Here is a 22,196-nt window from a genome sequence, read left to right on the forward strand (position 1 = left end):
CATCAATTGGCGGGGCCGCACTGAGAGAGAGTCATGGGTAAAAACGTTGTAGTGCTGGGCACCCAGTGGGGTGATGAAGGAAAAGGCAAGATTGTTGACCTGCTGACCGATAAGGTTGCGGCGGTGGTGCGCTTTCAGGGCGGCCACAATGCCGGCCATACCCTGGTTATTGAAGGTAAGAAAACCGCCCTTCATCTGATTCCGTCTGGCATTCTTCGCCAGAATGTCCAGTGCCTGATTGGCAACGGCGTCGTGCTCTCTCCGGAAGCGTTGCTGAAGGAAGTCCGCGAACTCGAAGGCAATGGGGTTGCTGTGCGGGAGCGTTTGAAGATCAGTCTGGCGTGCCCGGTCATCCTCAAGACCCATGTTCGTATCGATCAGGCGCGCGAGCGAGCGCGAGGTGTCGACAAAATTGGCACCACCGGTCGCGGTATCGGGCCGGCCTACGAAGACAAGGTTTCACGCCGTGGGATTCGCGTTGGAGATCTGTGTGACCCGAAGAGCTTTGAAGAGAAGCTCCGGGAAATCATGTCGTACCATAACTTCGTGTTGACCGAGTACTTCAAGGAAGAGCCCGAAGACATTGATCAGGCGTTTTCCGAACTGATGACCATGGGCGAGGAAATTCTGCCCATGTCTGCCGACGTCACGGATATCCTCCATGACCTTCGCAAGCGCGGCGAACACATCCTCTTTGAAGGTGCGCAGGGCTCGCTGCTGGACATTGATCTGGGTACCTACCCGTACGTCACCTCCTCAAATACCACGGCTGGCGGCACGGCTACCGGGTCTGGTTTTGGGCCGTTGTTCCTGGATTACGTGCTGGGGATCACCAAGGCCTACACCACTCGTGTCGGTTCCGGTCCGTTCCCGACCGAGCTGTTTGACGATATGGGCCATCACCTGGCGGTCAAGGGCAACGAGATTGGCACCACCACCGGGCGTTCACGCCGTTGTGGCTGGTTTGATGCGGTTGCACTGCGCCACGCCATCCAGATCAACAGCGTATCGGGCATCTGCCTGACCAAGCTGGACGTGCTCGATGGCATGGATACGGTGAAGGTGTGCATTGGCTACAAAACGCCTAACGGGGAGATTACCCGCCCGCCGATCGGTTGCGATACCTACAAGGACATTGAGCCGGTGTATGCGGATCTTCCGGGTTGGCAGGAGAGCACGGTCGGGCTGACAGGCCTGGACCAGTTACCGGAGAACGCCAGGGCCTATATCCGTTTCCTGGAAGAGCAGATCGAAGCACCGATCGATATCATTTCCACCGGTCCTGACCGGGTAGAGACGGTCATTCTGCGCCACCCCTTCGGCGAGTAACCTTCCTGGGTTGTCGCGGACACCTTCAGGGCTTGTCCGCGATAACCGTCGCCCTTTTCGGACCCGGATAACCTTCCACGGTCTTCGTTGGGTCGTCCGGGTCGAGAAAGTCCTGCAGCGACTGGAATTGCATCCAGTCAGTGCTGCGTTGCTCCTCGATCGTGGTTTCTGTCACATCCACCACGCGGGCGTTGCAAAAACCGGTTCGGTCCAGCCAGCGCAACAGAGTGTCGCAGCTGGGCAGGAACCAGACGTTGCGCATCTGGCCGTAGCGGTCCTCCGGCATCAGGCTGTAACCTTCCGGCCCATCCGCTATCAGCGTTTCCAGCACCAGTTCGCCACCCGGGCGGAGTGTGTCTTTCAGTTCCAGTAAGTGATCAAGTGGTGAGCGACGGTGGTAGAGCACACCCATTGAGAAAGTGGTGTCGAATGCTTCCAGCTTTGGCGGCAGATCCTCTACGCGCACCGGGAGCAGATCAATGCGCTGCTCCTGGCCTGCATACTGTTTGACGCTGAGAAACTGGAACAGGAATAACAGTCCTGGGTCGATGCCAATCACCCGGCCGGCTCCTTCGCCCAGCATGCGCCAACAGTGATAGCCAGAGCCGCAACCGACATCCAGTATCTGCCGACCACTCAGGTCTGACAGGTAGGGAGCGACGCGGTCCCATTTCCAGTCAGAACGCCATTCGGTATCGATATAGGTGCCAAAGAATTCGAACGGGCCCTTACGCCAGGGCATCAGTCCTCGCAGCCCTTCTTCGAGCTTTGCACGGTCTTCTGTGCTGAGGGGCTGGTCGGAGTTCAGGGTAATGGCCGACTGGTTCAGGTTCGCCGTGGCATCACCAATGTGGGGCAGGGTGTCCAGAGCCCGGTTCCATCGGGCAATATCCCCATGAGGGTTGTCGTCAAAGCGCTTTTGTAGCTGTTGCTGCAGTTGCTTTCGCCAGCGCTCAAGGCCACGGCTATCAAGATCGTCAAGCAGCGGGGCAAAGCACCCCTGCCAGTTGAAGGTCGTCATGGAGGCTCCGTTCAGTGCGATTTAATGGCGAGCATGGAGACAAAGTTGAAACACTGGTACCACACCATAACCTGACTAAATCCTGCGTTTATCAGTCTCTCACGGTGTTCGGCCAGGGTTTCCGGTATCAGTACCTGTTCCAGGGCGGAACGCTTCTGACTGATCTCCAGGTCGGAATAGCCGTTGGCCCGTTTGAACTCGTGATGGAGTTGGGTCTGTGTCGATTGCTCGGAATCGGATTCAAAGCGAATTTTCTCGGAGAGGATCAGTACTCCGCCGGGCAGTGTGGCGTCGGCGATGCGAGCCATCAGTTCTGCGCGTCTGTCTGGCGCCACGAACTGCAGTGTGAAGTTCAGGGTGGTCACCGACGCGTTCTCAATCGGGGTGTCGAGGATGTCCTCGCACCGCAGCGAAACCGGCAATGGGTGGTCGTCCAGAGCAATATAATGCTCGCAACGCTCAATCATGGCAGCCGAGTTGTCCACGCCTGTAAGGGTGCAGTCGCGGTCCCCAATGCCATGGCGCATGGCCAGAGTGGAGGCGCCGAGAGAGCAGCCGAGATCGTAGCAGTGACTGCCCGGGCGGGCATACTGTTCGGTGATCACTTCAATCATCGGAATAATCGTGGTGTAACCCGGTACTGAGCGCCGGATCATGTCCGGAAATACCCGAGCCACCGATGTGTCAAACCGGAATTCTCCGGTTTCCCGTTCAGTGGCGAACAGACGGTCCAGCGCCTGGCCCGGTTTTTTGTTCCTGTCAGCCATTGTCTGCTGGCTCCTGGCCCTCATTGACAGGCCTGTCGTGTGCGGGTGTCGGGCCTCGGCTGCAGCGTACGCCCCGGTTCTTGTAATCAACGAGGATGCCCCGGAACTCCGGGTCCACATCGGCGGCGATGGCCAGATACCCCTGTTCGCAGACAGCGTGGAGTTCCGATGACTTGGGCGACATGCGGAACTCTTCGCCAGGTTTGATGTGAACGGCCTCAAATTCCCCCACCGGCACATGATCCTTATTCTCGGCATGATCAATCCGCCCGCTGGCCTCCAAAACCACGATGGTAACGATGATGGTGGCAATGGCAGTGACAATCAGGCTGCGGACGGTAAATCGGGCCTCACTTTGGCTCATCGGTTGGTCTCCGGTCTGTCGGTAATAGTGGCCTCAATATTGGCCGGGTACATGAATGGAAGGGGCCTGTAGCGCCGCCAGTTGTTCCCGAAGTGACAGGATCTGGTCGGACCAGAAACGCGGCTGGGCAAACCAGGGGAAGAAACGCGGGAAGGCCGGGTCGTCCCAGCGCTTGGCCAGCCAGGTGCAGTGGGAAATCTGCCGGAAGCAGCGCATGGGTTCAATCAGATGACGCTCACGACGATTGAAATCGCGGAACATCTCGTAGCCTTCCAGTAGTTCACCAAATTGCTGGCCACGTTCAACGTCATCACCGTTCAGTAACAGCCACAAATCCTGAATCGCAGGCCCGGTACGGCAATCGTCCAGGTCGACAAACAGCATCTGTTCCTCGCGGCAGAGGATGTTGCCGGCGTGGCAGTCACCATGAATTCTCAGGGAGTGCACCTCGCCAGCGTCATCGATCCGACGGGCGCAGTGGTCGACAAGATCGGGAATCAGCGAGTCCCACGCTGGCCGAAGGTCATCTGGAATCCAGCGGTTTTCCGTAAGGAACCGATTGTTATCCTCAATGCCCGAAAGAATCGACATAACCGGGCGATGGTTGAAGGGCTCAGTGTCACCGATATTGTGGAGCTGGCCCAGCCACTGGCCGAGGCGGTACAGGGTATCTGTCACGCTGGTGTCGGGCGCCTGCCCGCCCCGCTGCTGAAATACGGCAAACAGAAAGTCCCCGCAACGGCCCAGTGTATCGCCGGAGGGCATAGCCATGGGCGCCACGACCGGAATATCGGCGTTGAGCAACTGGACGGTAAACTGATGTTCTTCCCGGATCTGGGCTTCGCTCCAGCGCCCCGGACGGTAAAACTTGGCGATTATCGGTGGCTGGTCTTCAATACCAATCTGGTAAACACGGTTCTCGTAGCTGTTGAGGGCAAACAGGCGTCCACTGACCACAAATCCGGCGTCTTCCAGGGCATCAAGAATGGTATCGGGGGTAAGGGCGTCGTAAGGATGGCTGGAGGTTTCGGTCATAAATAAGGTTTAGTATCTCGAATTCTGTTGGGACTTCATGCTGGCGAGGTGATACCAGTTTTCGTCCAGTTCCCATCGCACCCGATCAATGCCAGACGCGCTGAGGACGATGTTGCCTGCCTGGGCCTGGACCTGGGCCAGTTCACGCTCGGCCCGTTGCCAGTCACGATCATTGTCTCCCAGGTTACGCATGCTCGGAAAAATGGTGGTGAGTGCTTCGTGCGTCGAGGTTTCATGGGAGCGCAGTGAGCTCATGATGGCGGTCCCTCCTTCAACCCGGAGAACGCGATGCTGATAAGGATAGTTGGCCACCATTTCATCGGCCTTCAGTGCCTGGTTCAGGCTGATGACTTCAAAGCCTCGCCAGCCAAGCCAGCCAACAAATATGGCCGCCACCAGCATTACAATAATAAACTGCTTCCTGTCAGACATCGGTTCCCTGCTCCGTGCACTCAATTCACGGCCAAGTATAACGTTTCGGGGGCGACACCGTAATGCGATTCGGGCTTTTTAGCCAACGAGCGTGTTGGTGATGCTGACAAACGATCGAAACACAACGCGGGTGACGTTAAAGCAGATGACAGGGCGAGACATAGTACAGGCAGATACCGTGGTCGTCGGTGCCGGCATTGTCGGCCTCGCAGTGGCCAGGACGCTGGCCAAGCAGGGCAGGGAGGTGCTGGTGCTGGAATCCGGCGCTCACTTTGGCGAAGGGGTGTCGTCCCGCAATAGTGAGGTTATCCATGCTGGGATCTACTATCCCGAGGACTCCCTCAAGGCCCGGTTGTGTGTTCGTGGTCGTCGGATGTTGTATGAGTACTGTCAGACCCGTGGCATCGACCACCGCAAAACCGGCAAGTGGATTGTGGCCAATGGCGCGTCGCAGGTGGAGAGGCTCGACACTATCGCCAGTCAGGCCCTTCGCAACGGTGTTCCGCTCCAGCGGGTAACCCGCAGGGCCCTGCGGGTGTCTCTGCCGGACGTGACCGCCCAGGAGGCGTTGTACTCACCGGAAACGGGCATTGTAGACAGTCATGGTGTGATGCTGTCGTTGCTGGGAGAGCTGGAGGACTACGGTGGCCATTTGGTCCGCCAGGCGCCTGTAGAACATGCGGCGACCTGTGACGGAGAGCATCGGTTGCAGGTTGGAGGGCCGGCGCCCTGTGAGCTCAGGGCGCAACGGGTGGTGAACGCAGCCGGCCTCGGAGCAGTACCATTGGCCACGAGCTGGCAGGGAGTGCCAGCGGATATCGCGCCCCGCCAGTGGCTGGCCCGAGGTGTCTACTTCAGCTATTCCGGTCGCCACCCCTTCCGTTCATTGGTATACCCGATCCCTGAACCAGGCGGCCTCGGCGTTCACCTGACGCTTGATCTAGCGGGCCAGGCTCGATTCGGGCCCGATGTTGAATGGATAGAGCGAGTGGACCTCTCGGTTGACCCCGGTCGGGCAAGGTCGTTTGCTGAAAGTATTCGCCGTTGGTGGCCAGCATTGGACGAGTCCCGCCTGCAGCCCGCCTATGCCGGCATTCGTCCCAAGCTTGCTGGCCCGGATGGTGGGTTTGCGGATTTCCGGATCGCCGGAGAACGTCGGCACGGTGTTGCCGGACTGGTGCACCTGTTCGGCATTGAGTCGCCGGGATTAACGGCTGCTTTGGCCATTGCGGATGAAGTGGCAGGGCAGCTCGCCGACTAATGCGTTTGCATACCTTTATCCGGGGGTTCTTGCCAGCGCCCAGATCTGAACCTCCCTGGCGCCGGCCTCAAGCAGCACTTCAGTCAGGCTTCGTGCAGTGGCGCCGGTGGTGACCACGTCATCAACGATGGCAATGCTGGCCGGTGGTATACGGGTAACCTGGTAGATTCCCCGCAGGTTGGCCAGGCGCTCTTCGCGGTTCAGTCCTCGTTGTGGCCGGGTGCGCCGGTTCCTGACGACAAGGTCAGCGCTCCAGGGAATGCCCGATTGACGGCTGATGTGCTCTGCAATATCCGCCGCTTGATTGAATCCTCGTTTTCGTCGACGGGCCGGATGCATCGGGCTGGCCAGAAGCAGGTCCGGCGTGCGTTCAGGATGGGTCTCCAGCATCAATGTCAGATGAGTGCTCAGATCCTGGATCAGGGGGCGGGCATAGGCGCGTTGGCCATTGTATTTGTAGCGCTGGACCATACCGTCAACCGGGAATCGATAGCGCCAGGGCGCGACGATTCGGCTGAAGGGCGGTGGGTCTTTCAGGCACTGACCGCAGATGAGTTCATCGCCAGCGTAGGCGATAGGCAGTGCGCAGCAGCGGCAGTGCGAGTGGTTGGCGGGCAAGTCCTGCCGGCAGGGAGTGCAGAGCCCGAAATGGGCATGCGGTTCCAGGCAGGCCACGCATTGCCCGCCGCGCAGCTGAAATAAGCCCTTGATGCTGATTTGAGCGCGCGGAATCCGTTTCGCGCTGTTAACCTTTGGTGTGATCAAGGTTGACAGCGATTTCAGTCCCTTTATCATCTGTTCAATCCGTAAACCAGAATCCCGGTAAAGTTAACAGGACTGAATCATGACTGCCACCGCACACGCCGATGCACCCTCTATAGCGCCTTCTACCGCGCCTTCTACCTCACCGCGCCACGATTGGACCATGCAGGAAGCCCGTGCGTTGTTCGAACTGCCATTCAATGACCTGGTGTTCCGGGCTCAGAGCGTCCATCGTGAGCATTTCGACCCGAATGAAGTGCAGATCAGCACGCTCCTGTCCATCAAGACCGGTGCCTGCCCGGAGGACTGTAAATACTGTCCCCAGAGCGGTCATTACAACACCGGCCTGGAAAAGGAAAAACTGCTGGAAATTGAAAAAGTGGTTGCTGAGGCCAAGGCCGCCAAGGCAAAGGGCGCGTCCCGTTTCTGTATGGGGGCGGCCTGGCGTAGCCCGTCGAAGAAAAACATGGAATATGTCGTGGATATGGTGCGCCAGGTGAAATCCCTGGGCCTGGAAACCTGCATGACTCTCGGCATGCTGAAGCAGGAACAGGCCGACGAGCTGGCCGAAGCCGGGCTGGATTACTACAACCACAATCTGGATACGTCCGAAAAGTACTACAGCCATATCATTACCACCCGCACCTATCAGGACCGGCTGGACACCCTCGAGAATGTCCGTAATGCAGGCATGAAAGTATGCTGCGGCGGCATCGTGGGCATGGGAGAAGACCCTGACGATCGTGCTGGCCTTCTGGTTCAGTTGGCGAATCTGCCCCACCATCCGGAGAGCGTGCCGGTGAACATGCTGGTGAAGGTGGCAGGAACGCCGATGGAAAATGTGGAAGATCTGGACCCGTTCGACTTTATCCGCACCATCGCTGTTGCTCGGATCATGATGCCTGCCTCGCACGTGCGATTGTCTGCGGGCCGTGAAAATATGAATGAGCAGATGCAGTCCCTGTGCTTCCTGGCTGGTGCGAACTCGATTTTCTATGGCGAGAAGCTGCTGACGACCGCCAACCCCGAGGCGGATGCGGACCGCGAGTTGTTCAAGCGTCTGGGCATTCGGCCTGAAGAGCGCGAGCAGTCCTGCACCGAACAGGAAGCGGAAGAAGCTATCGTTGAAGCGGTCGAATACGAACAGACCCGTCACATGTTCTACGATGCCACCCGTGAGTCTGCATAGGCAGACAGCATGTCTGTGAGGGCTGGCCATGCGTGACTTTGCAGCAGAGCTGGAAGAGCGAAAACAGGCGGGGCTTTACCGCACCCGCCGCCAGATCAGCGGCCCCCAGCAGCCCGCGTTGGTTTCCGATGGCGTGCCGCTACTGTCGTTCTGCAGCAACGATTACCTGGGGCTGGCGAATCACCCCGGGATTATCAAGGCTGCCACTGAGGCCATGCCAAACACCGGTTTTGGCGGTGCCGCTTCGCATCTGATTTGCGGTCACCACGATGCCCACCACCAACTGGAACTGCGGCTAGCGGAATTTACCCGCCGCAGTGCTGCGCTGTTTTTTTCGACCGGCTACATGGCCAATATGGGCGTTATCTCTGCGCTGGCTGGCCGTGGCGATACCATCTTCTCTGATCGCCTGAACCATGCCTCCATCATCGATGGTTGTGTTCTCAGCCGCGCCAGGGTGCGTCGTTATCGCCACGGTGATATGAGTGCCCTGACTGACATGCTTGCCGCTACCGGTGGCCACAAGTTGGTGGTGACAGACGGCGTATTCAGCATGGACGGGGATATCGCACCATTGAGGGAGTTGGCGGCACTGTGCCGGGCGCACGAGGCCCTTCTGGTGGTGGATGACGCCCATGGTTTGGGCGTCCTGGGGCCCCAGGGGCGGGGCAGCCTGATGGAGCAGGGATTGTCCGAGGAGGACGTGCCCATATTGATCGGCACCCTGGGAAAGGCTGTGGGCACCAGTGGCGCCTTTGTGGCTGGCCCGCAGCTGTTGATGGATTTCCTGGTACAGAAGGCCCGCACCTATATCTACACCACCGCCATGCCTCCGGCCATCGCTCTGGCCACCTGTGCCAGCTTTGACCTGATCGAACGGGAAGATAGCCGTCGCAGTCACCTGCAGATGCTGATCTCAGAGTTTCGCCAGGAGGCATCGGCACTGGGCTATGAGTTGATGCCATCGCGCACACCAATTCAGCCAATCATGGTGGGCGACAACTGGGCAGCCCTGGCATTGAGCCAGGCCCTGGAGGAGAGGGGGCTAATGGTTACGGCGATCAGGCCGCCGACTGTGCCGGAAGGCCAGGCTCGTTTGCGGGTCACCTTCAGCGCTGCGCACTCTTCGGAAGACCTGGCAACGTTGCTGTCCGCATTGGCGGACTGCCGTTCACTACTGAACAGGCCCTCTGCAGAGGTGGTATGAACGCTGTGGAATCACGAATCCCGCTGGTGGTTGTGGGTGGTTGGGGTGTCGATGCCGCCATGTTGCTTCCGTTGTTTGATCGTTGGCCAGGGGAGATTCATCTGATATCGCTGAACGACGCCCTGATGTCCCGATGCGACTCGGTCACGGGGGTGGCGGATTATCTGCTGGAGCGTTATCCGTGCCCGTCAGTTTGGGCGGGTTGGTCCCAGGGGGCGCAGGTGGTAATGGCGGCTGCCTCACGCAGTTGTCCCCAGGTCCGCAAGGCAATCACTCTGGCGGGGTTTCCCCGCTTTGTGGCTGGGGAGCAGGGGTCCACAGGGATGGAAGTGGATACTTTTGAGACATTCCGGGAACAGGTGTCGCAAAACGCCGGCCTTGCCTGGCGGCGCTTTCAGCGACTTTTGATTCACGGCAGCCATGATGAGTCGCAAGCCCGGCAGGAACTGCGCCCCTGGCTTGCGCGAGGGCCTTCTGTCAGCGACGTGAACCTGGTTCGGGGCCTGGACTGGTTGGGCAGCGAAGATCAGCGGTCTCTGTGGGGTGCTTTACCAGTGCCGACGCTGCATCTTCAGGCGAGCAACGATGTGGTCGTTGAATGTTGGGAGCACTCGTTTCATCCGTCTCCAGCCGCCAAGGTCGTTAGGGTAGCCGGTATGACCCATTGGCCTCGAGGGCAGGCGCTTTCGCGTTGCCATGACGAAATCCTTCAGTTTGTTTTCGGCAAGGAGGTTGAATGGACCCTGTAACATCCAATATCCACGACTGGGTGCCTCCGAAATCCACAATTGCCCGCGATTTCGGCTCAGCTTCCCATACCTACAATCCCGCTGCCCGGCTGCAGCGCTATATGGGCCAGGTCTTGCTGGACCAGTTGAAGGAAGGGCTGCATCAGGCCCAAAGCGCAGATGGACTCCAGATACTCGATCTGGGTAGCGGCACTGGGTGGTTTACAGGGCAGTTGGCGTCGATTCCGGGGAGCCAGGTGACCGGCGTTGATATTGCTGCGGGAATGCTTCGTTACGCCCGATCTGCCAACCCGAGCGGCATTCGGTGGATCGAGGCGGATGCCGAGGCGTTGCCGTTGCCGGATAACAGTGTGGACGTGGTCTTCAGCAATTTGATGATTCAGTGGTGCCGTGACCCGGCCGGTGTGCTTGCTGAATGCCGCCGGGTTCTGCGCCCAGGCGGTCGGCTACTGGTGTCGACATTGCTGGAGGGTACCCTCGACGAACTTCGGGAAGCATGGCACCGGGCAGACCCCGGGCACCAGCATGTGAATCGTTTTGAATCGGAAGCGCGTTTTCGGGAGCAGGCATTTGAAACGCTCCCGGCTCCGCAACTTGCGATCGAGACCATTTCACTGGATTATCCCTCGCCGCTGGCTCTGCTGGCGGAGCTCAAGGCTATCGGCGCCGGGTACAAAGGCGCCTCGCGGCGGCAAAGCGCGACCGCGCCTGGCCGTTTGCGGGCCATGTGCCGTTATTATCCGCGAGACGGGGAACGCCGGATACAGGCCACTTACACATCGGCATGGCTGGGTTGCCGTCTGCCGGACTGACATGGGGATTCATTGATCTATGGCCAGAAAGAGTTACTTTGTGACGGGTACCGACACCGGCGTGGGGAAAACGCTGGTGTCTGCTGCGATTCTTGAGGCGGCCGCTACCCTGGGGAAGAAAACGCTTGCGATGAAACCGGTGGCGTCTGGTTGCGACGAAACACCGGAGGGGCTGCGCAATGAAGATGCGCTGATACTGATGGAGTCCATGTCGGAACCGTTGCCTTACGATCAGGTGAACCCGGTAGCCTTACAGCCCGCCATCGCGCCCCATGTGGCAGCTGCCCAGGCGGGTCGGCACCTCACGGCGGAACGGCTGGTCGGATTTTGCCGCGGGTTGCAGATGCGTCCCGCGGATTTACTGTTGGTGGAGGGTGCCGGCGGCTGGCGGGTACCACTCAATGATCGTGAAACATACGCCGCCATGCCTGTCGCTCTGGGTATGCCTGTCATTATGGTGGTACCCCTGAAACTGGGCTGTATCAACCATGCACTGTTAACCGCTGAAGCTATCCGCCGTGATGGCTTGCCTGTCGCAGGCTGGGTGGCCAATCGGCCGGACCCCACGGCCATGAACTGTGAGCAGGAAACCCTCGATTATCTGATTCAGAACCTGCCCGCGCCATGCCTGGGGGTGTTGCCATGGCAGAAGCGTGCCGACCCGAAGGAGCTGGCCGAAGCCCTGGATGTTGCCGTTTTGTTTGAAAATTGACCAAATTTGTGGCTTACTGGTGTCAATATATGGTCATTGGGCTGCGCGGTTATGATCAGCAATACATTAGGCATTGGTATTCAGGGTATCCAGGACGGCATGCAAGGCATGGAAAATGCCGCCCGCAGGATTGCCCGTGGCGGTGTTGATGGCCCCCAGGGCACGGCAGAAGGTGTCGGTGGCCTCGCGGAACCGATCATTGATCTGAAACTGTACGAGCGCAGCGTTGAAGCCTCGGCCCAGGTAGTGAAAACCGCCGACGAAACCCTGGGAACGCTTCTGGATATTACTGCCTGAACCCTCTCAGGGCGTCCGAGCCCTGTTCAGGTCCTTTGGATTCGACGGCCAGTCTGCTGACATGATGATTTCGGGCTCCCTTCCGTCAATGGCTCCTGCCTTTCCTGCGCCTTCCGTTGGCTCGGGAGACGCAGCTGCGGGTGCCCCTCTCCGGCCATCTTCGGATGAATCACCTTCATCTCGAACATCTCCTGAAACCTCCGGGTCCGGCCGCGTAGCTGACGATAATGCTGCGGAGGATCGTACCCGCTCGCAGGGTTCCAGCGTAGAGGATGCTCAGGGCCTGGATGAGGCAGAGCTGAAACAGCTTACGGAACTGAAAGCCAGGGACCGTGAGGTTCGTGCCCATGAGGCAGCCCATCAGGCGGTTGGCGGCCAGTACGCCGGTTCCATTTCCTACGTCTATGAACGGGGCCCCGACGGTGCCCAGTACGCTGTTGGTGGCGAGGTCTCGATCAGCACCTCGCCCGTGCGGGGAGATCCCCAGGCGACAATCGATAAAATGCGTGTGGTCAGGGCCGCAGCGTTGGCGCCGGCAGAGCCTTCCCCACAAGACCGGGCAGTGGCGGCAGAGGCCATGCAGTTGATGCTGCAGGCACAAGCTGAACTCTCCTCAGAGTTGGGTCGCACTGACGAGTCCGGGCAATCTGAAGTGTCCGAGGACCAGGCGGGTGACGAAAGCAGTGCAAAGCAGTCGCAGGAAGCGACGAATGCCTATCAGGTCATCTCCGGCGTCGGGAGCAATGATGTAAGCGCCAATCCCTCTTCATCCTTCCGGGCAACAGCCTGAAAACAAGCTGCTTTTTAGTCTAAAACCTCCCCGTGTGCTTAAGCCATCGGTACACATTCGCGACAAAACACAACACAAATTTTGATTGCGCCTATTGACAATTCTGTGCCTCTAAACGTATGTTTCAAACAAGTGTTTTATTGGCGTTCAGCTTCTCTTGCTGAGCGTATGAGTAAATCCCGAGGCTGAGTGTTGTGACCGTGTCGCAGCTGAGACCGAAAACCTGAGGTGGATTCCATGCCTGACTACAAAGCGCCCCTGCGTGACATTAAATTCGTAATGAACGAGCTGCTGGACAGCGAGCAGCACTACGCCAATCTGGAAGGCGCCGAAGATGCAACTCCGGATATGGTCGATGCCATCATCGGGGAAGGTGCCAAGTTCTGTGAGCAGGTTCTGTCTCCGCTGAACCAGGTGGGCGATAAAGAAGGCTGCACCTGGAGCGAAGACGGCGTGAAAACGCCAACCGGCTTCAAAGAGGCCTATCAGCAGTACGTGGAAGGCGGCTGGCCGTCCATGACCGCTGATCCCAACTATGGTGGCCAGGGCCTGCCACACTCTCTTGGCCTGGTAATGAGCGAGATGGTGGGTACCGCCAACTGGTCCTGGGGCATGTATCCCGGCCTCAGCCACGGTGCGACCAACACCATTGAAGCCCACGGCACTGAAGAGCAGAAGCAGACTTACCTCACCAAGCTGATCAGCGGCGAGTGGACCGGCACCATGTGTCTGACCGAGCCTCATTGCGGTTCCGACCTGGGCACGCTGCGTTCTAAGGCTGAGCCCAATGCAGACGGCACCTACAGCATCACCGGCACCAAGATTTTCATTTCCGCTGGTGAGCATGACATGGCCGAAAACATCGTCCACATTGTGCTGGCCCGGCTGCCAGGCGCTCCTGAAGGTACCAAGGGCATTTCCCTGTTTATCGTGCCCAAGCTTCTGCCGAATGACGACGGCTCTTCCGGTGAGCGCAATGCCGTTTCCTGTGGTTCCATCGAGCACAAGATGGGTATTCACGGCAACGCCACTTGTGTGATGAATTTCGACGGTGCCAAAGGCTGGCTGATCGGGCCTGAGAACAGGGGCCTGAACTGCATGTTCACCTTTATGAACACGGCGCGTATTGGTACCGCGATCCAGGGTCTGGGTGCTGCTGAGCTTGGCTTCCAGGGCTCCCTGGCCTACGCCAAAGACCGTCTGGCCATGCGCTCGCTGAGTGGTCCGAAGAACCCCGAGGGTATCGCTGACCCGATTATCGTTCACCCGGATGTTCGTCGCATGCTGCTGAGCCAGAAAGCGGTTGCAGAAGGCGCCCGTGCTCTGATTTACCTGACCGCACAGCAGGCTGATATCGTTCACAGCGGTAAGACCGAGGAAGATCGCAAAGCGGCTGATGAAGCCCTGGGCTTCCTCACCCCGATCGCCAAGGCGTTCCTGACCGAGATCGGTTACGAAGCAGCCAACCTGGGTATGCAGGTATTCGGTGGTCACGGGTTTATCTCCGAGTGGGGTATGGAGCAGAACGTTCGTGATTCCCGTATCGGCATGATCTATGAAGGCACCACCGGTATTCAGGCGCTGGATCTTCTCGGTCGCAAAGTACTGATGACCCAAGGTGAATCCCTGAAAGGTTTCACCAAGCAGGTTCACGTGTTCTGTAAGGAAAACGCCGACAACGAGCAGTTGAAAGAATTCGTTGAGCCGTTGGCCGCCATGAACAAGGAGTGGGGCGAACTGACCACCAAGGTTGGCATGTCCGCCATGAAGAACCGCGAAGAAGTTGGCGCGGCCTCCGTGGACTACCTGATGTACTCCGGTTACGCTGTTTTCGCCTATCTTTGGGCCCGTATGGCCAAGGTGGCGCTGGACAAGATGGTGGAAGGTACCACCGAGGAAATGTTCTATAACGCCAAGGTTCAGACAGCGCGCTTCTACTTCAAGCGCATGCTGCCGCGGGCCAAAGGGCATGCGGAAAGCATGCTGGCGGGCTCAGACAGCCTGATGGACATGCCGGAAGAAGCCTTCGCCCTCTAAGGCGGGTTTCACGGAACTCTAAAAGCCCGCTCTCCCAGGAGGCGGGCTTTTTTGATGACATGGCCGCCGGTGCTCCATGAGTTGGGGGCTCCAATAGGGTAGAATAGGCCACCATAAATATAACCTGTGCGGACACATAGCCGAGGAAGTGATCAGGGCCGAAGGTCCATCGTTGTTCACTTCGCAGACTGACTGAATTGTGGAGAGTTTTGAGATGGCTGATTATCAGGCACCTTTACGTGACATGCGCTTTGTCCTGAATGAAGTATTTGATGCGCCGGCTCTTTGGGCGTCTCTGCCCAAAGTGGCAGAGAACGTTGACCCGGACACTGCCGATGCCATTCTGGAAGAAGCCGGTAAGATTACCAGTGGTGTGCTGGCTCCTCTGAACCGCGAGGGCGATGAGCAAGGCTGTAAGTGGAATGACGGCGACGTGTCCACACCCGAGGGGTTTCGCGAGGCCTACCAGACCATCGTTGAGGGTGGCTGGAACGGCCTGGGCGGCAACCCGGAGTTTGGCGGTATGGGCATGCCAAAAACTCTGGTTGCCCAGTTTGAGGAGATGATGCAGGCGGCCAACATGGCCTTTGGCCTAGCCCCGATGCTGACGGCGGGCGCCTGCCTGGCCCTGGACGCCCATGGCAGTCAGGAGCTCAAGGAAAAATACCTGCCTAATATGTACGCGGGTACCTGGTCAGGCGCTATGGACCTGACGGAACCTCATGCGGGCACGGATCTGGGGATTATCCGCACCAAGGCCGAGCCTAATGGCGATGGCTCCTTCAGTGTAACGGGCACCAAGATTTTCATTACCTGGGGCGAGCACGACATGGCGGAGAACATCATCCACCTGGTGTTGGCGAAGCTGCCGGATGCGCCCAAGGGCCCCAAGGGGATTTCCCTGTTTTTGGTGCCCAAGTTTGCAGTCAACGAAGACGGCTCCCTTGGCGAGCGCAATAGCCTGAGCTGCGGTTCCCTCGAGAAAAAAATGGGCATCAAGGGGTCCGCTACTTGCGTGATGAACTTCGACGGCGCCAGGGGCTGGCTGGTTGGTGAGGAGAACAAGGGACTGGCCGCCATGTTCACCATGATGAACTATGAGCGTCTGGGCGTGGGCATCCAGGGTGTTGGTGCTGCTGAAGCATCGCTGCAGAGTGCTCGTGAATACGCTCTGGAGCGTATCCAGAGCCGAGCTCCCACGGGTGCCCAGCAGCCGGAAAAAGCTGCGGACCCGATCCTGGTCCACCCTGATGTGCGCCGCATGCTGCTAACCATGAAAGGGTATGTGGAAGGAGGGCGCGCGTTCTCTACCTATGTTGCTCAGTGGCTGGATATCGCCAAGTATTCCGACGATGACGAGCGCCGCAAGCATGCCGAGGGCATGGTGGCGCTGTTGACACCGGTAGCGAAGGCTTTCCTGACCGATCGTGGCCTGGACGCCTGTATCATGGGCCAGCAGGTTTTCGGCGGTCACGGCTTTATCCGGGAGTGGGGCCAGGAACAACTGGTTCGCGACTGCCGCATAACGCAGATCTACGAAGGCACGAACGGCATCCAGGCGCTGGACCTGATGGGTCGGAAAGTGGTCGGCAGCCAGGGCAAGCTTTATGAGCTATTTGCTGAGGACGTGGCCACCTTCATCGAGGAAAGCAGCAGCGACGAAAACCTGCGCCCCTACCTGGAGCCACTGGCTGCAGCATTTGAGCGCCTGTCGGATGTGACTGAGCATGTGATCAAGCAGGCTGGGGATAACCCGGACGCTGTGGGCGCGGCCTCCGTGGACTACCTCGACCTGTTTGGCCTGACGGCTCTCGGCTATATGTGGGCCAAAATGGTTAAAGTGGCGGCACCGAAGGCCGATGGCGACACCTCTGGCTTCTACACCGGCAAGGTGAAGAGCGCACGCTTCTACTTCGACCGATTGCTGCCGAAGACCGTCGCACTGGCTGAGGGCATTCGCAGTGGTAGCGACTCAATGATGGCTCTGACGGCTGAGGAGTTCTGAGTAGTCAGCGGTGAACAAAAAGGCAGGCCCGCGGGCCTGCCTTTTTTGTGCTGCTCTATATACTCGCTTACAGGTTTTCTATCCGGCCTGGATCAAGAACAAACGGGTTTTCGTTACCTTGAATGTCGGCCACCTGGCGATGGCGGACAAGCTCTCGATCATCCGGTGGATCGATCTGATTCCAGCTCTTGAACACCCGGGAAGCGCCTGCCCAGGGCAGGTCATAGGTGTCCACCATATAGGCAACCGTGCGGGCGATATCGCCTTTTACCTTTTGCGGGGGTTCAAAAAACTGCGCACTCTCGCGAATTCCGCACTCGTCCGGGCTGCTTGCATTGCCCAATTCTTCGTAAATCGCGTTTCTCCGGGACATTTCAATGCGACTGCGCACGGGGACCATGTTATGAAGGTCCGATGCAATCTGCCGGTATCTGTCGTCATCGTCGCATTGGCTGCTGGTGCCGCACCCAAGTGCATTGCGAACTTCTGCCAGAGGGTAGACATAGCCTTCCGTAAGGACAAAGCCTTTATTTTTGAAGGGTGTGTCACAGAAGAAGGAGTTGCCGCCTTGGGCATAAAGGTTGCCCCAGAACTCGTTTTTTACAACGGTGTCCGGGTCACTGAAGCGGGTGTTCTGGCTGATGACGAGAGACGGGATAAGCAAGGCCGCCAGTGCGACCAAAACAACGTTTTTAGTTTTCATAGGCCATTTATACCTCTCAGCGCGTGACAGCGCCTTTGCTGATCGGGCCAGGAAAGGAAGTGGTTAGATCTGGCCGGTCAGAAAAATGACGGTTTATTCATTTATAATTGAGAAGTATGACACAGAGGCTCCAAAGGGAGAGAGCCTCTGTGTGGCTATTTGTTGCATTATGTTAACTGGTTAACACTTCACTTCTTTCGGTTGCGCAGATTCTGGTAACCCGTTCTCAAATCTTCGCCCAGCTTATGAGCGGTCTCGCGAGCCTCTTTTGATGCATCTTCGGCGTCGTGAAGGATGTGATCGAGTTTGCTCCGAAACCGTTCCCAGTCCTTCTCCAGATCGTCCCACTCGTCTTTCACGTCCTCATGGGCCAGATGCATCTGAACCCGTGCTTCGTCACGGTACTGTTTAATCTTTTCGGACAGTTTTTTCAGTTCGTCCTGGAAGCTCATATCACGCACCTCCTTTAACAGTTAACAACTATACGATGCTACTGAATATCGAAAACTGTCAAGCCGGATGACGGCCATTTCGCGGAGTCAGGCGGGTCTTGCAAGCAAGGTGATCAGGTCTTGCAGGTAGTGCCAGGGGGAGAGCGTATCAAAGCCTTTGGCGGCCCTATCGGTGGTGCTGCATAGTTCCAGTGCGGTATTGAGCTGGTGGCGGTTCAGGCGTCTCGCCGCTTGTTCAACGGCCTTTGCGCGCTGGGGCTGGAACACTCCGCGCTTCTTGAGGAAGCCGGCAGTATTCTCCCGTTTGGCCGCGGCGATATTCAGCTCCATGGTGAGGTTCAGGTCCCGTGTCAGCACCGCCAGCAATCCCAGCGGGTTCTCGCCTTCCTGCTGCAGTACCCCGACGATTTTGCGAGCGTGGGCGGCCCGGCCAGCGAGGAGTTCTGTCACCAGCTCAAAACCGTTGAAGCGGGAGCTGTCCTGAACAGCCTGTTCGACGGTGTCTTCGTCGATGGTGGCGCCGGTGCCCAATAACGCCAGGCGATCCAGTTCCTGACTTGCCGCCAGGAGGTTGCCCTCGAGGCGTTCCGCCAGGATGTCCAGTGCGCCGCGGGTAAGGCTGAGGCCATGGTTGCGAGCCCGCTGTTGCAGCCAACCCGGGAATTTATCCGTATCTATGGGCCATACCGGCACGTGTACGCCTTTGTCCTGCAATTCCTTGTACCACTTCCGGCGGGTTTCGGCGGCATCCAGCCGTGCGCTGATCAGTAGCAGCACAATGTCGTCAGGAGGATTCTGCAGCACGCTTTCAAGAACGGCGCGGCCATCACCCAATTTGCCGGTAGGCAGGTGTATTTCGATACGGCGTTTTTCGGCAAACAGCGATAGCGCACCAAACTCCTCGCCCACGCGGTTCCAGTCCAGCTGCTGGTCGGCGTGGAAGGTTACCCGGTCCTGATAGCCCGCTTCCCGCGCAGTCTTCCGGATCTGGTCGCAGCATTCCTGAACCAGTAGGGGCTCATCGCCTGACACCAGGTAAACAGGTGACAAGCCTTTCTGGAGAAGCTGGGATAGCTGGTGGGCCTGGGTCTTCATGGTTGGCCACTGTCTTGATCGCGGGTCTGTTCCGCTTCCTGTTTCAGCCGGTCAATGCGATCCCGGTCAAGGGGCGCCAGGCGAAAGATAATTTGCTGGGCCAGTCGGTCATAGAGTTGCTCCTGGAGGGCTTCCTCTTCCCGTTGCTTGGCCAGCACATTGGATTCGTCGTAGCGATAGGTTTCACTGCTATTCAAGTCGGTTGGGGCGATCAGAGGAACCTTGTCGGAGGTCAAAACCTCAATATCGACCGTTTGCCGCAACGTATACTCAGCAGCCGCGGCGCGCACGGTGATGGCACTGGCACGACGTTCCCGGCGGAAATTGCTGATGTTGAGCACATAATCGGCTTTTTCGGAGGGCTGAAGGTCGATGTTGCCCAGAGACAGCTGTTCCTTCACCGAGCCACACAGCTGTTCTGGCACATCGCCGGAGCAATCAACAGCCAGCGGCTGCAATGCGGATGACACCGGCGGGGCGCCCCGTAGCTGAAACCCGCATCCTGACACCAGAAGTGACAGGGCGAGGCCAGCCGGAAGTACCTTGGGGAGGCTCGCCAGGAGGTTCATATCAGTTCGCCACCACGTTCACCAGTTTACCGGGCACAACGATGACCTTTCGCACGGTTTTGCCTTCGGTGAAACGGACAACGTTCTCGTTCTCGAGTGCCAGAGCTTCCAGTGCGCTCTTCTCGATGTTCGCTGGGACGTCGGCTTTTGCCCTGACTTTGCCATTCACCTGCAGGACAACCTGAATCTCGCTGCGAACCATGGCGTCCTTGTCTGCCTCAGGCCAGGGCGCGTCAACCACAGGCTCGTCGTGACCCAGTGCGTGCCACAACTGGTGACAGATATGGGGAACGATTGGTGACAGGACGAGTACCGCGGTATCCAGCGCTTCCTGGCGAACCGCCAGGCTCTGGGGCTCATTGTCGGTCAGTTTGCTGACATCGTTGAGCAGTTCCATCACCGCTGCGATGGAGGTGTTGAACGTCAACCGTCGGCTGACATCGTCGCTCACCTTGGCAATAGTCTCATGGGTCTTGCGACGAAGATTGCGCTGACCTTCACTGAGGCCGGTGGTATCCAGGGCAGGAACTATTCCGCTTTCAGTGTGCTCGCTGACCATACGCCACAGGCGCTTGAGGAAACGGTGGGCGCCCTCAACACCGCTGTCGGACCATTCCAGTGACTGCTCTGGAGGCGCCGCAAACATCATGAACAGACGCACGGTATCGGCACCGTGCTCATCGATAATAGCCTGGGGGTCAATGCCGTTGTTCTTGGACTTGGACATCTTGGTGACACCACCGGCCACCACCGGTTGTCCGTCGTCCTTGTGAACGGCGCGCACGACCTGACCCTTGTCGTCTTTCTCAGTAACGACATCCGCTGGCGAGATCCAGATTTTTGCACCGTTATCGTCTTCACGATAATAGGTTTCGGCCAGCACCATACCCTGGCACAGAAGGCGGTTAAATGGCTCGGAACTGTTGACCAGCCCCACATCCCGCAGCAGCTTATGGAAGAAGCGCGCATAAAGCAGGTGCAGAATGGCGTGCTCGATGCCGCCGATATATTGATCTACCGGCAGCCAGTAGTTGGCGGCAGCCGGGTCCAGCATGCCCTTGTCGTAGTTGGGGCTGCAGAAGCGGGCGTAGTACCAGGACGACTCCATAAAGGTGTCAAAGGTGTCTGTTTCCAGCGTGGCCGGTTGGCCTTCAAAGCTGGTCTTTGCCCATTCCGGATCTGCCTTGATGGGAGATTGGACGCCGTCCATCTCCACGTCTTCGGGCAGTGTGATCGGCAACTGATCGTCCGGTACCGGGCGTTCGGTGCCATCGTCCAGGGTCATCATCGGGATTGGAGCGCCCCAGTAGCGTTGGCGCGACACGCCCCAGTCCCGCAGGCGATAGTTGACCGTGCGCTTGCCAATACCGCTTTCTTCCAGATGATCGGCGATTGCGTCAAACGCCTCGGCACTGGTCAGGCCGTTGTACTTTCCAGAGGATACCAGAACACCTTTTTCGGTGAAGGCGCGCTCCTGAACATCGATTTCGCGGCTGTCTGTGGCGGCGATAACCTGCTTGATGGGCAGGCGATACTTGAGCGCGAACTCGTGGTCCCGGTCATCATGGCCAGGCACCGCCATCAATGCGCCAGTGCCATACTCCATGAGCACGAAGTTGGCGACGTAAACGGGAATCTCTTCCTGCGTCAGCGGATGAATGGTCTTGTAACCGGTATCAATGCCTTTCTTTTCCATGGTTGCCATATCGGCTTCGGCAACCTTGCTGTTACGGCACTGCTCGACAAATTCAGCAACCTCGCGATAGCGCTCGGAAGCGGCCTTGGCAATGGGGTGCTCGGCGGCCACGGCCATGTAAGTCACGCCCATGAGCGTGTCCGGGCGGGTGGTGTAGACGTCCAGCGCGTCCTCGCGGCCTTTGAGGGGGAAGGTCAGCTCGGTACCCACAGATTTGCCAATCCAGTTACGCTGCATGGTCTTGACCTGCTCAGGCCAGTCCTCCAGCTCGTCCAGATCATTCAGCAATTCTTCGGCGTAGTCGGTAATGCGGATAAACCACTGGGGAATCTTTTTCTGCTCGACCAACGCGCCGGAGCGCCAGCCGCGACCATCAACCACCTGTTCATTGGCCAGCACCGTCTGGTCGATTGGGTCCCAGTTGACGGTGGACATCTTCTTGTACACCAGGCCTTTTTCGTAAAGACGGGCGAAGAACCATTGCTCCCAGCGGTAATAATCCGGCTTGCACGTCGCCAGCTCGCGGTTCCAGTCGTAACCGAAGCCCAATTGCTTGAGCTGGTTTTTCATGTAGGCAATATTGGCGTGGGTCCACTTCGCCGGCGCGGTCTTATTGGCAATGGCGGCGTTCTCAGCGGGCAGACCGAACGCGTCCCAGCCCATGGGCTGCATGACGTTCTTGCCCTGCATGCGCTGGTAGCGGGAAATGACGTCGCCGATGGTGTAGTTGCGCACGTGCCCCATGTGCAGTTTGCCGCTGGGGTAGGGGAACATGGACAGGCAGTAGTATTTGGGTTTGCCCGGTTCTTCCTTCACCGTAAACGTGTTGTTTTCTTCCCAATAGGTACGGGCTTGTTGTTCAACATCGCGCGGATTGTATTGCTGGTCCATTCCTGCCATTACCAAAGTTAC

General features: G+C 58.2%; 22 protein-coding genes. 11 read left to right on the top strand and 11 right to left on the bottom strand.

The window, feature by feature from the left end; all coding sequences use genetic code 11:
* The first annotated feature begins 33 nt into the window (after positions 1-33).
* A complete protein-coding gene (locus tag SIC19_RS15910; RefSeq protein WP_036209743.1) occupies positions 34-1,329 on the top strand; it encodes an adenylosuccinate synthase in 1,296 nt (431 codons plus the stop codon).
* 25 nt (positions 1,330-1,354) lie between these two features.
* On the opposite strand, the gene cmoB is transcribed toward SIC19_RS15910, so the two are convergent.
* Genes cmoB through SIC19_RS15935 form a run of 5 tightly spaced genes read right to left on the bottom strand, consistent with a single transcriptional unit; the run spans position 1,355 to position 4,948 of the window.
* A complete protein-coding gene (gene cmoB, locus SIC19_RS15915) occupies positions 1,355-2,350 on the bottom strand; it encodes a tRNA 5-methoxyuridine(34)/uridine 5-oxyacetic acid(34) synthase CmoB (protein WP_085679786.1) in 996 nt (331 codons plus the stop codon).
* Between the two features lie 11 nt (positions 2,351-2,361).
* Positions 2,362-3,117: a carboxy-S-adenosyl-L-methionine synthase CmoA gene (gene cmoA, locus SIC19_RS15920; protein WP_036209747.1), complete on the bottom strand. Its 756-nt coding sequence runs from the start codon at positions 3,115-3,117 to the stop codon at positions 2,362-2,364.
* Positions 3,110-3,481, bottom strand: a complete 372-nt coding sequence (locus SIC19_RS15925; protein ID WP_075196529.1) for a kinase — start codon at positions 3,479-3,481, stop codon at positions 3,110-3,112. The genes cmoA and SIC19_RS15925 overlap by 8 nt, the downstream gene beginning before the upstream one ends.
* A 33-nt stretch (positions 3,482-3,514) precedes the next feature.
* On the bottom strand, positions 3,515-4,516 hold the full coding sequence (locus SIC19_RS15930; protein ID WP_127401719.1) for a serine/threonine protein kinase: 1,002 nt from the start codon (positions 4,514-4,516) through the stop codon (positions 3,515-3,517).
* A 9-nt stretch (positions 4,517-4,525) separates the two neighbouring features.
* Positions 4,526-4,948: a hypothetical protein gene (locus tag SIC19_RS15935; RefSeq protein WP_007154819.1), complete on the bottom strand. Its 423-nt coding sequence runs from the start codon at positions 4,946-4,948 to the stop codon at positions 4,526-4,528.
* Between the two features lie 145 nt (positions 4,949-5,093).
* Between SIC19_RS15935 and SIC19_RS15940 the strand changes: the two genes are divergently transcribed.
* Entirely contained in the window at positions 5,094-6,209 is a 1,116-nt protein-coding gene (locus tag SIC19_RS15940; protein ID WP_085681973.1) for an NAD(P)/FAD-dependent oxidoreductase, read from the top strand.
* Positions 6,210-6,224: 15 nt separating this feature from the next.
* Here the strand turns inward: SIC19_RS15940 and SIC19_RS15945 are convergent, their stop codons facing one another.
* Positions 6,225-7,004 carry a ComF family protein gene (locus SIC19_RS15945; RefSeq protein WP_085679802.1) on the bottom strand — a complete coding sequence of 260 codons (780 nt, stop codon included), beginning with the start codon at positions 7,002-7,004 and terminating at the stop codon, positions 6,225-6,227.
* A gap of 49 nt (positions 7,005-7,053) precedes the next feature.
* On the opposite strand from SIC19_RS15945, the gene bioB reads away from it, so the two are divergent.
* From bioB to SIC19_RS15990, 9 genes are all read left to right on the top strand, one after another.
* Entirely contained in the window at positions 7,054-8,160 is a 1,107-nt protein-coding gene (gene bioB / locus SIC19_RS15950; protein ID WP_144402140.1) for a biotin synthase BioB, read from the top strand.
* Between the two features lie 28 nt (positions 8,161-8,188).
* Positions 8,189-9,367: an 8-amino-7-oxononanoate synthase gene (gene bioF, locus SIC19_RS15955; protein ID WP_127401718.1), complete on the top strand. Its 1,179-nt coding sequence runs from the start codon at positions 8,189-8,191 to the stop codon at positions 9,365-9,367.
* A complete protein-coding gene (locus SIC19_RS15960) occupies positions 9,364-10,116 on the top strand; it encodes an alpha/beta fold hydrolase (protein WP_127401717.1) in 753 nt (250 codons plus the stop codon). The genes bioF and SIC19_RS15960 overlap by 4 nt, the downstream gene beginning before the upstream one ends.
* Entirely contained in the window at positions 10,104-10,928 is an 825-nt protein-coding gene (gene bioC, locus SIC19_RS15965; RefSeq protein WP_127401716.1) for a malonyl-ACP O-methyltransferase BioC, read from the top strand. Before SIC19_RS15960 ends, bioC begins: the two co-directional genes overlap by 13 nt.
* Before the next feature lie 19 nt (positions 10,929-10,947).
* Positions 10,948-11,640 carry a dethiobiotin synthase gene (gene bioD / locus SIC19_RS15970; protein WP_127401715.1) on the top strand — a complete coding sequence of 231 codons (693 nt, stop codon included), beginning with the start codon at positions 10,948-10,950 and terminating at the stop codon, positions 11,638-11,640.
* 51 nt (positions 11,641-11,691) lie between these two features.
* Positions 11,692-11,937, top strand: coding sequence for a flagellar biosynthesis protein FlgE (locus SIC19_RS15975; RefSeq protein WP_127401714.1), 246 nt, complete (start codon positions 11,692-11,694; stop codon positions 11,935-11,937).
* A gap of 88 nt (positions 11,938-12,025) precedes the next feature.
* Positions 12,026-12,727, top strand: a complete 702-nt coding sequence (locus SIC19_RS15980) for a putative metalloprotease CJM1_0395 family protein (protein WP_226909942.1) — start codon at positions 12,026-12,028, stop codon at positions 12,725-12,727.
* A 237-nt stretch (positions 12,728-12,964) separates the two neighbouring features.
* On the top strand, positions 12,965-14,764 hold the full coding sequence (locus SIC19_RS15985; RefSeq protein WP_036209767.1) for an acyl-CoA dehydrogenase C-terminal domain-containing protein: 1,800 nt from the start codon (positions 12,965-12,967) through the stop codon (positions 14,762-14,764).
* Between the two features lie 214 nt (positions 14,765-14,978).
* Positions 14,979-16,769 carry an acyl-CoA dehydrogenase C-terminal domain-containing protein gene (locus SIC19_RS15990; protein ID WP_127401713.1) on the top strand — a complete coding sequence of 597 codons (1,791 nt, stop codon included), beginning with the start codon at positions 14,979-14,981 and terminating at the stop codon, positions 16,767-16,769.
* A 67-nt stretch (positions 16,770-16,836) separates the two neighbouring features.
* Here SIC19_RS15990 and SIC19_RS15995 read toward each other — a convergent pair whose 3' ends face one another.
* The 5 genes from SIC19_RS15995 to leuS form a co-directional block, all read right to left on the bottom strand.
* Positions 16,837-17,472, bottom strand: coding sequence for an endonuclease (locus tag SIC19_RS15995; protein WP_041332413.1), 636 nt, complete (start codon positions 17,470-17,472; stop codon positions 16,837-16,839).
* 188 nt (positions 17,473-17,660) lie between these two features.
* The gene (locus SIC19_RS16000; protein ID WP_041332414.1) at positions 17,661-17,924 is read right to left on the bottom strand and encodes a hypothetical protein; all 264 of its coding nucleotides are present in this window, start codon (positions 17,922-17,924) and stop codon (positions 17,661-17,663) included.
* 87 nt (positions 17,925-18,011) lie between these two features.
* Positions 18,012-19,019, bottom strand: coding sequence for a DNA polymerase III subunit delta (gene holA, locus SIC19_RS16005; RefSeq protein ID WP_085679820.1), 1,008 nt, complete (start codon positions 19,017-19,019; stop codon positions 18,012-18,014).
* Positions 19,016-19,588: an LPS assembly lipoprotein LptE gene (lptE, locus tag SIC19_RS16010; RefSeq protein ID WP_040474681.1), complete on the bottom strand. Its 573-nt coding sequence runs from the start codon at positions 19,586-19,588 to the stop codon at positions 19,016-19,018. Before lptE ends, holA begins: the two co-directional genes overlap by 4 nt.
* Position 19,589: 1 nt before the next feature.
* The gene (leuS, locus tag SIC19_RS16015) at positions 19,590-22,175 is read right to left on the bottom strand and encodes a leucine--tRNA ligase (RefSeq protein ID WP_127402413.1); all 2,586 of its coding nucleotides are present in this window, start codon (positions 22,173-22,175) and stop codon (positions 19,590-19,592) included.
* Positions 22,176-22,196 lie beyond the last annotated feature (21 nt).

Source organism: Marinobacter sp. MIT930201 (assembly GCF_047122665.1).
GTDB classification, from domain to species: domain Bacteria; phylum Pseudomonadota; class Gammaproteobacteria; order Pseudomonadales; family Oleiphilaceae; genus Marinobacter; species Marinobacter salarius.

Coding starts and splice junctions, on each gene's coding strand:
- holA (WP_085679820.1), bottom strand. CDS start 19,019: ATGAAGACCCAGGCCCACCAGCTATCCCAGCTTCTCCAGAAAGGCTTG.
- SIC19_RS15985 (WP_036209767.1), top strand. CDS start 12,965: ATGCCTGACTACAAAGCGCCCCTGCGTGACATTAAATTCGTAATGAAC.
- SIC19_RS15960 (WP_127401717.1), top strand. CDS start 9,364: ATGAACGCTGTGGAATCACGAATCCCGCTGGTGGTTGTGGGTGGTTGG.
- bioD (WP_127401715.1), top strand. CDS start 10,948: ATGGCCAGAAAGAGTTACTTTGTGACGGGTACCGACACCGGCGTGGGG.
- SIC19_RS15975 (WP_127401714.1), top strand. CDS start 11,692: ATGATCAGCAATACATTAGGCATTGGTATTCAGGGTATCCAGGACGGC.
- SIC19_RS15925 (WP_075196529.1), bottom strand. CDS start 3,481: ATGAGCCAAAGTGAGGCCCGATTTACCGTCCGCAGCCTGATTGTCACT.
- SIC19_RS15990 (WP_127401713.1), top strand. CDS start 14,979: ATGGCTGATTATCAGGCACCTTTACGTGACATGCGCTTTGTCCTGAAT.
- SIC19_RS15940 (WP_085681973.1), top strand. CDS start 5,094: ATGACAGGGCGAGACATAGTACAGGCAGATACCGTGGTCGTCGGTGCC.
- SIC19_RS15935 (WP_007154819.1), bottom strand. CDS start 4,948: ATGTCTGACAGGAAGCAGTTTATTATTGTAATGCTGGTGGCGGCCATA.
- lptE (WP_040474681.1), bottom strand. CDS start 19,588: ATGAACCTCCTGGCGAGCCTCCCCAAGGTACTTCCGGCTGGCCTCGCC.
- leuS (WP_127402413.1), bottom strand. CDS start 22,175: ATGGACCAGCAATACAATCCGCGCGATGTTGAACAACAAGCCCGTACC.
- SIC19_RS15945 (WP_085679802.1), bottom strand. CDS start 7,004: ATGATAAAGGGACTGAAATCGCTGTCAACCTTGATCACACCAAAGGTT.
- SIC19_RS15910 (WP_036209743.1), top strand. CDS start 34: ATGGGTAAAAACGTTGTAGTGCTGGGCACCCAGTGGGGTGATGAAGGA.
- SIC19_RS15980 (WP_226909942.1), top strand. CDS start 12,026: ATGGCTCCTGCCTTTCCTGCGCCTTCCGTTGGCTCGGGAGACGCAGCT.
- SIC19_RS15995 (WP_041332413.1), bottom strand. CDS start 17,472: ATGAAAACTAAAAACGTTGTTTTGGTCGCACTGGCGGCCTTGCTTATC.
- bioC (WP_127401716.1), top strand. CDS start 10,104: ATGGACCCTGTAACATCCAATATCCACGACTGGGTGCCTCCGAAATCC.
- bioF (WP_127401718.1), top strand. CDS start 8,189: ATGCGTGACTTTGCAGCAGAGCTGGAAGAGCGAAAACAGGCGGGGCTT.
- cmoB (WP_085679786.1), bottom strand. CDS start 2,350: ATGACGACCTTCAACTGGCAGGGGTGCTTTGCCCCGCTGCTTGACGAT.
- SIC19_RS16000 (WP_041332414.1), bottom strand. CDS start 17,924: ATGAGCTTCCAGGACGAACTGAAAAAACTGTCCGAAAAGATTAAACAG.
- SIC19_RS15930 (WP_127401719.1), bottom strand. CDS start 4,516: ATGACCGAAACCTCCAGCCATCCTTACGACGCCCTTACCCCCGATACC.
- bioB (WP_144402140.1), top strand. CDS start 7,054: ATGACTGCCACCGCACACGCCGATGCACCCTCTATAGCGCCTTCTACC.
- cmoA (WP_036209747.1), bottom strand. CDS start 3,117: ATGGCTGACAGGAACAAAAAACCGGGCCAGGCGCTGGACCGTCTGTTC.